Here is a 12,683-nt window from a genome sequence, read left to right as displayed (position 1 = left end):
CCGGGCCCGCAACAACGTCTCGGCTGGGCCGCGCTGTGGGGTTGCTCGGCCGGCCGCGGCCGCCTCCACCACCGGGGGGCGGCCCCCCCCCGGGGGGCCGCCCCACCACAAGGAACGCGTGTGCCGGCGATCAGTGCCGACCGATGTCCTTGATCTTCTCCTTGGCCTGACGGGCGTCGCCGATGGCCTCCTCGGCGCGGCCCTCAGCAGTCAGCCGCTCATTCCCCACGGCCTCGCCGGCGGTCTTCTTGACCTTGCCGACGGCCTGCTCCTTCTTCGCCTTGGCCTTCTCGTTCTTGGACATATTGCTCACATCCCTGGCTCTGACGTCGTGTGCTGCAGGTTCGTCTGACCATGAAACGGTGCCGTAAACACGGTCGGAAGAACCACCGCTCTTCCGGCCCGCCTCGTTGCTGAGCCGCATGGCGTGAAGGAAAGTGGGCACCCGGGGGCACGCAGATGTCCTTTGTCCATTGCGGCGAACTTGACGGGCCATGTCCTCAAGACGCACGTTCGGGCCTCCCCACACCATTGTGGCGGGGCCGACTCATCGGCAAGCGCTCCACCTGGGGGGTGGGCTATGCCTCGGCAACAACCACCAGCCTGGGGAGCACGGTTAAGGATCGCGAGTTCTGGGCCGCCGATGGGGTGAGCGGCCCCGCCGCGCGGGCAGGGGTCTGCGAGCGAGGTCCCGGCCGGCCCCTGAGCAAGCCGCGCGTATTCGGGAGTCTGGGAGTGCCGCCTGTTCGTGCCCCTCCCCCGTTGGGCACTGGCGTCCGCCGTCTGCGTGTCGACGGGCCGCGCTCACCGCCCGATCGATCGCACGGAATGCCCACGGTCGCAGGCCTCGACCCGTACGACGCGGCACGCCTGCGGCGGAGGGCGTTCCACAGCGGCCGAGCGGCCGGCCACCTTGGGTTACCGACGAAATGCCCTGATCAGGGGTTTGCATCCCACCCGTGAAGAGCTTGTTCCAACCAGGCTCATAGGCCCACCGAACCTCGACGCCCGCCAGGACCTGTGCACTCGCGCAACGCGCGGGAAACCCTTCGGGCCGCCGCGCGAACGGCGGGAGCGAGCGTCTGGGGGGACTGACTGCCCGCCCTGAAGCCAATCGAGGACGACGTCCAGGTGGTCTCGCACGGAGCCCTCCTGATCCGCGAGGAGATGGCCAGGCAGTCGTGACCGGTGGTGGTGACCAGCAGCCAGGAGGACGCCCAACGGGCTGATCGCCGAACCCAGCGGCCAAGCACTATCCGCATTACTGCGCCAAGCGCGGCATGATCCACCGCGGCGGCCGCCCCGGCAGCCCCTCCACCCTGCGCTGCTACTTGCTGGCATTCCAGACCTGTGCCGTCTGGCACACCCACTTCCAACGCGAAGGCGTCGCCCCGGACGAGTGCCGCCTCCTCCGGGGCGACGCACGGTGTGTCTCTTTCTACGCTTCGTGTTGCGGGGTGTGTTCGGCCCAGATGGTTTTGCCCTGTGGGTGGTGGCGGGTGCCCCAGCGGCAGGTGAGTTGGGCGACGATGAACAGCCCCCGGCCGCCTTCGTCGAGTGTGCGGGCGCGGCGCAGGTGGGGGGTGGTGGTGCTGCCGTCGGTGACCTCGCAGGTGAGACTGGTGTCGCAGCGGATGAGGCGGAGATGCAGCGGTGGCTGGGCGTGGCGGATGGCGTTGGTGACCAGTTCGCTGACGATCAGGATGGTGGTGGGTGCGGCCTCGGCCAGGTCCCATGCCGTGAGCTGGGCGGTGACATGTTTGCGCGCGGCGGAGACGGCCGCTGGATCGGCGGTGAGGTCCCAGGTGGCCACGGTGGTGGTGTCGAGTGTGCGGGTTCGTGCGGCGAGCACGCGCAGTTGACGCGGGCCGCCCTCTGTCGCGAGGGCCTGCAGGGCGGTACGGCAGGTGGCTGCCAGTGAGGACTGCGGCTCGATACGTCGTGCGGGCGCGGTGGATCCAAAGGTCGCGGTCTCGGAAGCCGTTGGTTTCGCGGAGTGTGCGTGCAGCAGGAGCACACTGCCTTTACTGAGCCGGATCTCCGCGGTGGCCACATGTGGTCGTGTGCGTCCGAGCGGTGTGCCGGCGGGAAGGTCGACGGCGATGGTCACACCTTCGGGGTTGATGACGATGGGGGCGGGGTGGCCGGCGCAGGCGAGGGTGCAGTCCGCCGTGACGGGGTCGTAGACGGCGTACAGGCAGCGTGCCGTGACGTCGTGGGCGGCATCGTCCGGTTGCAGCCGGTGGAGGACGTCCTGGAGGTGGGAGAGCGTTTCGTCCGGTTGCATGTCGATGTCCGCCAGCGTTCGTATCGCGGCACGGAGTTCGGGCACAAGGGTGGGGGCCGGTTCTCCGTCCTCGGTCACGCTGCCGGCGACCAGCGCCACCCGGGCTCCGGGGAGTGGGATGGCGTCCAGCCAATGGGCCTGTGGCGTTCCGTTTTCGGCCCGGCCGTAGGCGAGTTCCACGGCCGCCGGTTGCGGCAGGCGCCCGGCCGGCGGTCCTCCGGCCAGCAGGGATGCGCACAGGTCGCGGGGTGCCTGACGTGGTGCAGAGGCCATGTGGCCCGTCCGCTCACCGCTCGGGGCAGGTACGGCGAAGGCGCACCGCGCTATGCGGCGGACCCGGATTCGGCAGATGACCAGGCTCATGCCCAAAGACAGGAAGGCTGCGGCGATGACCACCGTGCGGCCGCCCTCCGACACGCCCGGGATCGCGAACCCGTAGATGACCACGCTGGTCGCCAGGGTGGCGGCTCCGACGATCAGGGTGTGTCGAAGGGGCAGCAGGGCTGCCGCCATCACGGGTGCCAGGACCGAGTAGTCCGACCAGCGGACCAAGCCCCCTGCGGAGGCGTTCAGTTGCAGTGCGCACGTCGCCGCGAGATAGACGGCGAGCAGTGCACTCGGGTGCCGGAGCAGGAGGAGACTGGGCGTGGCCATTCTCCTCACCGTCCTTTCTGGTGTGGTGCGCAGCGCCTGCGGTCGATGCGCACAGTGGGTGGCGCATGGGTGAGGGGGCAGTACGCGGGTGTGCGGGTCATCGGACTGCGGATGTTCACGGCGGCACCTGTCCGGCGCGGACGGGGTCCGGAAGTTGACGGACTGCGACAAGGGCAAGGTCGTCCTGGAGGTTCTTGCCCACATGCCGGTCCACATCGAGGCTGACGTGCTGTACGAGGCGGCGGGGGCAGTCCCAGGTCCACGTATCGGCACGGTCGAGGAGAGGGAAGAAGTCGCCGGCGGAGTCGCGCGCCTCGGCCAGGCCGTCGGTGTAGAGGAGCAGCGTGTCTCCAGGGCCGAAGGCGACAGTGTCAAGGCGAAAGGCACTGGGAGTATCCGCCGCAAGCCCCAGCGGCGGGGCGGGCCGGGTGACCGGCAGCAGGGTGACCTGGTTGCCCTGGCGCAGCAGAGGTGGCGGGTGCCCGCAGCTGACCACCCTCACGACCTCCTCGTCGTCGGGGAGTTCGATCAGCAGGGTGGTGATGAACCTTTCGCCGCTCTCGGGCGCGATGGGGGTCAGCTCGCTCAGGTGCCTGCGAACGCTGCGTTCCAGGGAGGCCGCGAGTTCCGGGAGTGTGCGGCACTGCTGGGCTGCCTCACGGAAGGCGCCCAGGACAGCGGAGGCGTCATCGATGGCCGGAAGACCCTTTCCGCGGACGTCACCGATGAGGAGGCGTGTGGCCCGGCCGGTGCGGGCGGCTGCGTACAGGTCACCGCCCACCAGTGCGTGTGCCGCCGCGGCGCGGTACATCGAGGCGATCCGGAAGGGGCCGAGCTCCACCGGGATCGGCCGCAGCAGTACTCGTTGGGCTGCTTCGGAGACAGCCCGTACCTGGTCCAACTCCCGCAAGTCGCGGTCATGGAGCGCCCGGGAGGCGATGACGAACGCGGAGACCAAGAGCACCGCTCCGATGTGAATGGGCAGCAGCGGTGAGTTCAGCAGGCCGTCGTGGCGGTCCACGACAAACACTGCCGCGGCTGCCAGGACCGCGATGACGGCCGTGAAGCGTGTCCGAGCGAATGCTCCCGTGTACGTGGGGGCCGCCACCAGCAGTGCGGACAGGTGAACCGCCAGGGGGGCGAACGACGCACCCATGGTGATGGCCACGATCAGCAGGAGCGGAGGCACAGCCTGGCCACCCATGCCCACGGGTCCGGTGCCGCGACCATGAGCCTTCGGCCGCTTGGTGACTTCGGCGCCCGATGCTGGGAGCAATGGGGCCCCGTCATCGGTCCCAGGCGCGAAAGCGGGAGTGCGCGGGAAGTGCGGCATCACGAGTCTGGGGAGCGGCCGGATTTTCCTGGAAGGAAGGTGTCGTATCAACATGGCGCGGCTTTCATGCCATCGCGGTTGGGAAGGGTGAGTTGAGGCCCCAAGAGCCGAGGCGAGCTCCGCGACGTGGAGCCGTACCCGTTGGGCACGACTACTTTGCAGCGGCCGTCGACCGGACCGAGACGTGTTCACTCGCGCAACGCGCGGGAAACCCTTCGGGCCGCCGCGCGAACGGCGGGAGCGAGCGTCTGGGGGGATTGACTGCCTGCCCTGAAGGCGATCGAAACGGCCGCCACGACCGAGCCGTCCGCACCGTGGATCGGCGCTCCGACGCAGTGGACGTCCGGCCCCACCATTCTGTCGCTGCTGGCGTACCCCTCCCTGCGGACGTCGGCCAGCAGGGAGCGGAGCCGGGCGGGAGAGGTGACCGTGTTACTGGTGTAGCGACGCGGTGGGGTGCTCAGATATTCCTCTTGGACGTCGGCAGGCGCGTGGGCGAGCAACACGAGTCCCGCTCCCGTGGCGAATGCGCCGAAGCGGCCTCCCACCCGGCTGTCGGCCTGCGGGGCGCCCGGCGCGCTGAGACGCTCCAGGAAGACGACGTCCAGGTGGTCCCGCACGGAGAGATGGATGTGCTGCTCCTTCGTGACGTCGTACAGGTCCTGCAGGATCGGCAGGGCCGCATCGCGCAGCGGGAAGCCGCGAGGCGCGAGGGTGGCCACCTCCCACAGCCGCAGGCCCACCCGGTAGCGCCGGTCGGGTCCACGCTCCAGGGCTCCCCAGGCGACGAGTTCGGCAGCACGACGATGAACCGTCGGCACCGAAAGGCCCGTTCGCCTGGACAACTCGGTGAGGGTGAGCGCGGGGTTCTCGTGGGAGAAGGCCCCGAGCAACGCAAGGACCTTGTCGGTCACCGACATGCCGTGCTCGTCGGACATGTCCATGCTCCCTTCCTTCGTGTGCGGGACGGACTGCGCGCCGTTCGCCGGGCGCGCCGGTCACGGCCCCTCCCCGCACGACGGCCTGGGCCGTCGTGCGGGGCCCTGTCGGGCCGCCGGGCGATGCCGCGGCCCGCTTGCTGTCAGCGGGTGGTCTCGGCGGCCTTTTCGATGAGGTCGGTGACGATGCCGGGGTTGGTGACCTGTGCGGCGTGCGGGGTGTCGGCCTCGACGGTGTGGGCGTGGGCGCGGTTGGCCATGAAGCGCTCGGTGGCGGGCGGGATCACGTGGTCGTCCTTGGAGACGAGGTACCAGGGCTGGATGGTCTTCCAGGCGGGGTCGCCGGAGCCTTCGCCGAGTGCCTCGGGGGCGGCGGGGCTCTGGGTGGCGGCGAGTTCGGCGACGGTCTTGCTGCTGACGCGGTTGCTGAAGAAGAGGTTGCGGTACTGGTCGGCCTTGGCGTAGAGGTCGACCCCGATGCTGCCGTCGGTCTTGGGGAAGGGGACGGGGAAGAGGGCAGTGGGGACCTGGGCGTCGGGGTCGTTGGTGATCTGGGAGCCGGGGAACTTCTTGGTCAGGTCCTGGACGGTCTCGTCCTTGTCCGGCGCGAAGGCGGAGATGTAGACGAGCGCCTTGACGTTCTTGTTCCCGGTGGCGGCGTTGGTGATGACCATGCCGCCGTAGGACTGGCCGACCAGGACGACGGGGCCCTGGATGGTCTTGAGGTACGAGGCCAGGTAGGAGGAGTCGGCGCTCACGCCGCGCAGACCGGTGGGCGGCGCGACGACCGGGTAGCCGTCGTTCTGCAGGCGGTCGATGACGCCCTTCCAGCTGGCGGCGTCGGACCAGGCGCCGTTGGCCAGGACGACGGTCGGCTTGGGGGCGGCCGGGGAGTGGTGGGCGGGCGCGGCCGACGCGAACGCGGTCACGCCGGCGGCCAGGGCGACACCGGTCGCACCGAGGACGGCTATACGGAACGTACGACGGCGAAGCATGGTCTTCTCCTGATGGGATGGGGTTGTTCCGGCGGGCACACAGGCCCGCGCGGCTGGGGCACGCGACGATCGCGCCCCCTCGACGGCCCCCCGAGTGGCGGGGGTGTCGCGCCGGACCGTCCGTGCCGGCGGCGCGTTCATGAGGTCAAAGGCCGGCAGGTCGGGGCCGGCGGTCCGGGGTCACACGCGGGCGGGGAGGTGTTCCTCGGCCCAGTTCAGTGCGTAGTCCGCGACTTCCCGCCAGCCGTCCTGGCCGATGATGAAGTGCGAGCGCCCGGGGAACTCCTGGTACTCGGTGACGGCGGGCGACTTGCGGTAGAGGCGCCAGTTGGCCTTGTTGACCTTGGGCGGGACGATGTGGTCGGCCTCTCCCGCGATGAACAGCAGCGGGGCCCTGCGGCCGTTGCGGAAGTCGACCCGGGTGGCGGCCCGGGGATTGAAGTTGGCGAACGCCCCCTGGAAGAGGACCCGGGCCGAGCCCGGGACGGCATAGCGCTCGTAATGGGCGTCGGACTGGCTCTCACTGAGCGTGTTGGTGATGGCGTAGTGGAACTGCCGCGCCGTCAGCGGGACCGCCTTGTTCTTGTTGGCAGGGTTCTTCAGGACCGGCCAGGCCGATTTGAGGGTGGACAGGGGAAGGGGCAGCACGCCCTTGACGGCTGCGGAGTCGATCGCGACCCCGGCACTGCCCAAGCCCCGATCGAGCAGGAGCTGCACGACGGTGCCGCCGAACGAGTGGCCCATGAGGATGGGCGGATGGGGCAGGGCACGGATGATCCGCTCGTAGTGGTCGACCACCTCGCGCAGGCCGACCCCCGCGATGCCCGAGGGGTCACGCCGCAGCTCCTCCACCTCGCGGTCGAGACCCGGCCAGGCGGGAGCTATGACTCTGTACCCCCGCGCCTCGTAGTAGTGCTTCCACCCCTCCCAGCTAAGCGGGTTCACCCACAGGCCGTGGATGAGCACGATCGTGCCGGCCTCATTGGCGTAGGGCTCACTCATACGGACCTCCGAAATGGATAGAACGTTCTGTTCATTAAGCTAGTCGAACCGGTACCCACGGGCAACTGGAGCCGTGAACACGGCGTGCGCCGGCCTCCCGCAGCGCCCCCAGACTGTCGCCGAAGGCCCCGGACCCACATCCGTCGAACGCCTGCGGGAAAACCGGTCACCGAGCCGGGCCGGGCAGTCGTTTCGACAGCGCACCAGGCGTCCGCCCGGTCTCCGGGCGGCAGCGAAGGCGCCAGGACCGCGCAAGGCCCGGATTCCTCGAGGCGAAAGATCCAGGGGTCGCGTCCCGGAGCCAGGGCGACCGGATTCCGCCCCGCTCGGCCCCGGACCGTCATGAACTCCAGTCGTCGGCACTGTCGGATGACTTATGCGGGCCGGCCCCACCGATACCGATACTGAGCGGGTGCCCATGCGGTCACGCGCTGGTGCCGGGCCTGTCGTGGCCCGTCGTCGGCCAGGGCTACGGCCGCCTCACCGCTCCCACCATGCGCCGAGGAGCATGATGTCGAAGATCATCCTTGTCACCGACGCGTCCAGCGGCCTCGGGGCGGCGACTGCCCAGGCCTTGGCCGAAGGCGGTCACGTCGCCTACGCCGGTATGGGCGCGGCATCAGGCCGTCGGCCGATCGCCGCCCAACCGGACCGGGCTGCGGGCCGTCAGGGGGCTCAGCCGCGTCCGATCGCCCTCGACATCGCCGATCAGCGCTCGGTCAGCGCCGCGGTCACCGGCATCACGGCCGAAGCCGGGCGGATCGACTGCGTGGTCCACACCATGGGACCGGTGCCCCGGGGCCCCGTCGAGTCCTTCACCCCCTACCAGTTGGCACAGATCTACGACGCGAACGTGCTGTCCACCCAGCGGGTGAACCGTGCTGTGCTGCCGCAGATGCGCGAGCGCCAGGACGGCCTGCTGGTCTGGGTGGTGTCCCGCGGCGACCCCGCGGACGAGGCCCCCTATCTCGCCCTGCACTCCGAAAGCGTCACGGTGATCGACCATCTCGCGGCAAGCTACGCGAAAGAGCTGGCAGGCTTCGGGGTGGAGGCCACAGTCGTCGTGGCCGGCCTGACCGTGCCAGAAACCGGCCGGCGACTGCAGCTGGTCCGCCCGGACGACCTCGGTACCGCGCAGGCGTACGAGGACCGGTATCCCGCTCTGGTCGATCGAGTCGACGCACACCTGGCCGATCAGGCCGTCACCGCGGCGCGTCTCGCCCGCACGGCGCACGCCGTCGCAGCCGTCGTGGACAGCCCGAAGGGCACTCGCCCGCCGCGGGTCACCGCCGGTGCGCCGTGACCGGCTGCCCGGGACCGGCGGTTGATCGGACGCTGAAGGGCGCGGTCAAGGCGTGGACGCGGGTCTCACTCCCCCAAGGCCCCGAGCGCGTCGCGGAGCGCTGCCCGGGAGGAGATGCCGAGCTTGGGAAAGATCTGGTAGAGGTGCGCTCCGACTGTCCGGTGCGAGAGATAGAGCCGTTCCGCGATCTGCTTGTTGCTCAGCCCCGATGCCGCCAGGTCCGCGATCTCCCGCTCCTGCGACGTGAGCACCTTCCCGCCCGCTTCCGTCCTCTGCGCGACCCATCCGGCGGCCCGCAGCTGCTTGGCGGCACGATCCGTCCAGGGGCCGGCGCGAAGCTCGGCGAAGGCGTCGCGGGCCAGCGTCAACTGTCCTCTGGCCTCCGCGTTCGCCCTGGCCCGTCGGAGCCGTTCGCCGTGGGCCAGCCGCACCCGGGCCAGATCGAACGGCCATTGCTCGACATCCGGCAGGGCCAACGCCTCGCCGAACAGACGCACCGACTCCTCGTCGTCCGTGGCGCACAGAGCGGCCGAAGCGCCGGCGAGGAGCGCGAGCCGCGTCGAGAGCGCGGCAATGTCGTTGTCCCGGATGGCGCGCACATGAGCGGCCGCTTCCGCCGGGCGGCCGGTGCGGACCGCGGCTTCGACGAGATCCATCATCACCCACAGGGCGTGCGGCACGTGGGAGGCGAAGCTGCCCGCGGGGCTGATCGCCGTCGCGTGCCGATAAGCGCTGGTGAAGTCACCGCGTCCGAGATCGGACACGGTGCGTATGTGCCGGGCGTAGTGCAGTGCCGTCCCGACGCCCCGCGGTGCGGCCCATTGGGCGATGCGGCCGGTGAGGAGGCCGACCGTCGCGTCCTCCCCGCGGGGGGCGGCGACGACGGCCCGGCAGTACCAGAAGTACCAGGTGAAGAACCGGTAGCCGGACTCCTCGCAGAGCTGGACTCCTTCCTCGGCCAGTTCGACGCACTCGTCCCACCGGCCGGTCAGGTAGTCGTCCAGGCACAGGTGCATCAAGGCGCCGATGTGCCGACGCACCGGGCCGCCGTCCCGTCCCTGGCGGACGACCTTCCACGAGGGCTCACGGAGGGCCGACAACCGGTCGAGGTAGAGCGCGGCGGTGCCGACCCTGACGATGCGGCCGGGGTCGGTCTCCTCGGGAAGCCCGCCGAGGATGCCCTCCATCTGGTCCAGCGCAGCCGCTCCGGAACGCGCCGGGTCGGAGAAGGTCTTGCCGGCCGCGGACAGCAGTGCGGGCGGTTCCGGGCGCAACCGGGAGAGCGCGGCGTAGAAGGGGTCCCACAACTCCGCACGGCCGCTGAAGAAGCACAGGAGCAGCAGCAGGTGCACGGAGTCGACGACGGCGTTGTCCTCGGCGTCGTACTGGTGGGTGCCGGACTCGATGGCGCCCACCAGCAGGCGGTGAGCCGTGTCGATGTCGCCGTCGCCGTTGATGACCAGATAGGCGGCGGCAGCCGCGGAGCGCAGGGACCCGGCCAGGTCGGGGTCGGCGCGTCGGGCGTCTTCGAGCAGCTCCGAGACGCCGCGCAGCTCCCCCGTCGCGTCGGCGCCAATGTAGGCGGCCTCGGCCAGGCGGCGAGCCCGGTCCGACCCGTGGGGACTCAAGTCCGCCGCCCGTATCAGTGCCGCAACCGCGCCCAGGGCGTCACCGCGCGCCGTGATGCGGTGAGCGGCTTGCTCCAACAGGACGGCGACCTGCTCGTCCGGCTCGACGGACGCTTCTCCGAGATGCCAGGCCCGGCGCTCGGGCTGATGCGCCAGAGCCTCGGACAGGGCCCGGTGCGCCGCTCGGCGCTCGCCGCTGGAGCAGGCGTCGACGACCGCCGAGCGGATCAGGGGGTGGCGGAACACGAGCCGCCGGGTGCCCTCGTCGACGGTGACCAACTGGTCGTGCTCGGCCTGGGCGAGATCTTCGAGGTCGGCGCCGCAGCCGGCGTGCCGCGCCGCCGCCTGCAGGACCCCGAGATCGCCGGTCCCGTCCATCGTGGCGAGCAGCAACAGACGGCGGGCGGCATCCGGAAGGCCGGAGACCCGGGAGACGAACAGCGCCTGGAGCCGCTGGCTCAGCGGCAGGACCGCGGGAAGGTTCTCCAGCGCCATGCGCTGCTGCCCGCTCAGCACCGTGGGCAATTCGAGCAGAGCCAACGGGTTCCCTTCGGCCGCGGACAGCAGCCGACGCCGCACTCGTTCGGCAAGGTTCGGGAACCGCGCGTCGAGCAGGGCCCTCGACGACGCTTCGTCCAGCGGCGGCACCTCGTACTCGGGTAGTCCACCGCGGTTGAAGAAGGTCTCACTCCCTTGGCGCACGGCGCCGAGGAAGCCGACCCGGCTGCCCCCGAGCCTGCGGGCGACGAAGCCGAGCACGGCGGCGCTGGCGCGGTCCACCCACTGCAGGTCATCGATGACGAGCAGCAGGGAGTCGGGCGCGGCCACCTGGCGAAGGAGCATGAGGGTCGCGCTGGACACGACGAGTCGGTTCGGCGACGCTCCGCTGCCGAAGCCCAGCGCGACACGCAGGGCCTCCTGATGGATGCCGTCCAGATCACCGAACGTCTCGGAGAGGGGCAAGAGGAGTTGGTTCAGGCCGGAATAGCTCACGTCGGCCTCGAACTCGACGCCGGCCGCACGCAGGACCCGCGTCCCGGTCGCGGACGCCGCCTCCGCCACGGCATTGAGCAGAACCGTCTTGCCCACCCCCGCCTGTCCCGACAGCAGGAGCGCCCCGCCCCGGTCGGTGGCGCCGAGGAAGTCGCGTATGCGATCCAGTTCCTTGGCACGCCCCACCAGAGCGCCACCGGCTCCGTCATCAAAGGGGTCGCCGTAGCCCACCCGTCCACGCTCCCGTCAGCCGTCCACGTCCGCCCGGATTCCACTCGGGCGGACATTCCTCGAATTCATCGACAAGGGGGTGTTCATGCTACCGCGCGAACCGCCGGTATCGCCTTTCCGAGCCGTCTTCTCACTAAACTCTTCGGCACGCCCGGAGAACCAGGGAGAACGTTTTTCACTGAGTGAAAGCGGGAACCCGGCGAGCGTGTACGGGGGGGTAGTGTGTCGTCCGGACACGGCTTCCTTCGACGGAAGACCCGCTCGCTGCCAAGGCCCCTGTGCAGGTGGGCACCAGCCAGGTGCCCGTCCGGTCGGCAGCGGCGACAAAGCGTGAATACCGCACCGCGCGCGATGCGGGGAGCGAAAAAGGCGCCCCGTCGACCCGTGAACATCGCGCGTCCAATACGGCGGCCCATGACCATTCGTTCCCCAGGGTTATTTTCCGCCCTCCCGTCGCACAATAGTCGGCACCGCCGGTCCGTGCATTCGCCTGACGCCCTTTGTGTGCCGATACGCGCATACGCCTGCACCGCCCCGACGGGAATATCGGACGGCGCCCGTGGGCATGCGAGCGGTCCTTCGGCGGGGCGCGGGGCGCCGTCCCAGCGGCGTTGCGGCCTGGGTGCCCCGCTGTTGCCCCACTCCGATTATGGAAGGAACGTTCTATATAATGTCTCCATGACCGAGACGAAGAGCGGGCCTGCCACGACCGGCCGCAAGTCGGCGGCGCGGGAGCGCCTGCTGACCACGGCGAGCAGGCTCTTCTACACCGAAGGGATTCGCGCTGTCGGCGTCGACCGGGTGATGGCGGAGGCCGGCATCGCGCGGGGCACCTTCTACCGGCACTTCGAGGGTAAGGACGACCTGGTACGCGGCTATCTGGAGGCCACCGATCACGAGATCCGGGCCCGGGTGGCGGTGGCGGCCGAGAAGACGGGGGGAGGTGCGTCGTTGCTCGATGTCGTCGCGCACAGCATCGGCGAGGAGATCTGCGGTCCCGGGTTTCGGGGCTGCCCCTTCATCAACGCGGCCGCGGAGTACCCGGATCGGAAGTGTCCGATCCACCAAGCCGTGCTGAGGCACCGCGAGTGGTTCCACCAGTTGCTCGAGGACACCCTCGCGACCATGGGCGTCGCGAACGCCCGGCAGTCCGCCGACATGGTGGTCGCCCTGCGTGACGGAGCGATGGTCGCCGGCTACCTCAGCGACTCCACGGCCGCGGCGCGCACCCTGGTCCAGGGTGTCGGCCTGGTCGTCGCGTCGGGCTGACGGAAGGGCGGGCCGACGTCAGGAGGCACCGGCCTCCGAGCCCGGCCGGT

Annotated in this window: 9 protein-coding genes; 2 read left to right on the top strand and 7 right to left on the bottom strand. The window is 70.2% G+C overall.

The annotated features are described in order from the left end of the window. Nucleotides 1–130: 130 nt before the first annotated feature. The 6 genes from ACFYXS_RS06080 to ACFYXS_RS06055 all read right to left on the bottom strand — a co-directional run bounded on the left by ACFYXS_RS06080 (nucleotide 131) and on the right by ACFYXS_RS06055 (nucleotide 7,209). Nucleotides 131–304, bottom strand: a complete 174-nt coding sequence (locus ACFYXS_RS06080; RefSeq protein WP_389244372.1) for a CsbD family protein — start codon at nucleotides 302–304, stop codon at nucleotides 131–133. Nucleotides 305–1,438: 1,134 nt separating this feature from the next. Then, nucleotides 1,439–2,941, bottom strand: coding sequence for a SpoIIE family protein phosphatase (locus ACFYXS_RS06075; RefSeq protein WP_389244370.1), 1,503 nt, complete (start codon nucleotides 2,939–2,941; stop codon nucleotides 1,439–1,441). Between the two features lie 115 nt (nucleotides 2,942–3,056). Continuing rightward, entirely contained in the window at nucleotides 3,057–4,130 is a 1,074-nt protein-coding gene (locus ACFYXS_RS06070; RefSeq protein WP_389244368.1) for a PP2C family protein-serine/threonine phosphatase, read from the bottom strand. 332 nt (nucleotides 4,131–4,462) lie between these two features. Continuing rightward, on the bottom strand, nucleotides 4,463–5,212 hold the full coding sequence (locus tag ACFYXS_RS06065; protein WP_389244366.1) for an IclR family transcriptional regulator: 750 nt from the start codon (nucleotides 5,210–5,212) through the stop codon (nucleotides 4,463–4,465). Nucleotides 5,213–5,355: 143 nt separating this feature from the next. Continuing rightward, entirely contained in the window at nucleotides 5,356–6,207 is an 852-nt protein-coding gene (locus ACFYXS_RS06060; RefSeq protein ID WP_389244364.1) for an alpha/beta fold hydrolase, read from the bottom strand. 180 nt (nucleotides 6,208–6,387) lie between these two features. Then, on the bottom strand, nucleotides 6,388–7,209 hold the full coding sequence (locus ACFYXS_RS06055) for an alpha/beta hydrolase (RefSeq protein WP_389244362.1): 822 nt from the start codon (nucleotides 7,207–7,209) through the stop codon (nucleotides 6,388–6,390). Between the two features lie 508 nt (nucleotides 7,210–7,717). Between ACFYXS_RS06055 and ACFYXS_RS06050 the strand changes: the two genes are divergently transcribed. Continuing rightward, nucleotides 7,718–8,512 (top strand): SDR family NAD(P)-dependent oxidoreductase, encoded by a 795-nt coding sequence (locus ACFYXS_RS06050; protein ID WP_389244360.1) that lies wholly within the window; start codon nucleotides 7,718–7,720, stop codon nucleotides 8,510–8,512. Between the two features lie 65 nt (nucleotides 8,513–8,577). On the opposite strand, the gene ACFYXS_RS06045 is transcribed toward ACFYXS_RS06050, so the two are convergent. Then, nucleotides 8,578–11,364 (bottom strand): AAA family ATPase, encoded by a 2,787-nt coding sequence (locus tag ACFYXS_RS06045; RefSeq protein ID WP_389244358.1) that lies wholly within the window; start codon nucleotides 11,362–11,364, stop codon nucleotides 8,578–8,580. Nucleotides 11,365–12,042: 678 nt separating this feature from the next. On the opposite strand from ACFYXS_RS06045, the gene ACFYXS_RS06040 reads away from it, so the two are divergent. Further along, nucleotides 12,043–12,633 carry a TetR/AcrR family transcriptional regulator gene (locus tag ACFYXS_RS06040; RefSeq protein WP_389244356.1) on the top strand — a complete coding sequence of 197 codons (591 nt, stop codon included), beginning with the start codon at nucleotides 12,043–12,045 and terminating at the stop codon, nucleotides 12,631–12,633. The last annotated feature ends 50 nt before the right edge of the window (nucleotides 12,634–12,683 follow it).

The sequence above is a fragment of the Streptomyces sp. NPDC002574 genome, from assembly GCF_042889545.1.
Lineage (GTDB): Bacteria > Actinomycetota > Actinomycetes > Streptomycetales > Streptomycetaceae > Actinacidiphila.
Note: the sequence above shows the minus strand (reverse complement) of the source record. Positions and strands in the feature narration are given on the sequence as shown.

Bases quoted from the DNA above. Each gene is read 5' to 3' on its own strand.
- ACFYXS_RS06050 (WP_389244360.1), top strand. From the start codon at position 7,718: ATGATGTCGAAGATCATCCTTGTCACCGACGCGTCCAGCGGCCTCGGG.
- ACFYXS_RS06075 (WP_389244370.1), bottom strand. From the start codon at position 2,941: ATGGCCACGCCCAGTCTCCTCCTGCTCCGGCACCCGAGTGCACTGCTC.
- ACFYXS_RS06065 (WP_389244366.1), bottom strand. From the start codon at position 5,212: ATGTCCGACGAGCACGGCATGTCGGTGACCGACAAGGTCCTTGCGTTG.
- ACFYXS_RS06080 (WP_389244372.1), bottom strand. From the start codon at position 304: ATGTCCAAGAACGAGAAGGCCAAGGCGAAGAAGGAGCAGGCCGTCGGC.
- ACFYXS_RS06060 (WP_389244364.1), bottom strand. From the start codon at position 6,207: ATGCTTCGCCGTCGTACGTTCCGTATAGCCGTCCTCGGTGCGACCGGT.
- ACFYXS_RS06040 (WP_389244356.1), top strand. From the start codon at position 12,043: ATGACCGAGACGAAGAGCGGGCCTGCCACGACCGGCCGCAAGTCGGCG.
- ACFYXS_RS06055 (WP_389244362.1), bottom strand. From the start codon at position 7,209: ATGAGTGAGCCCTACGCCAATGAGGCCGGCACGATCGTGCTCATCCAC.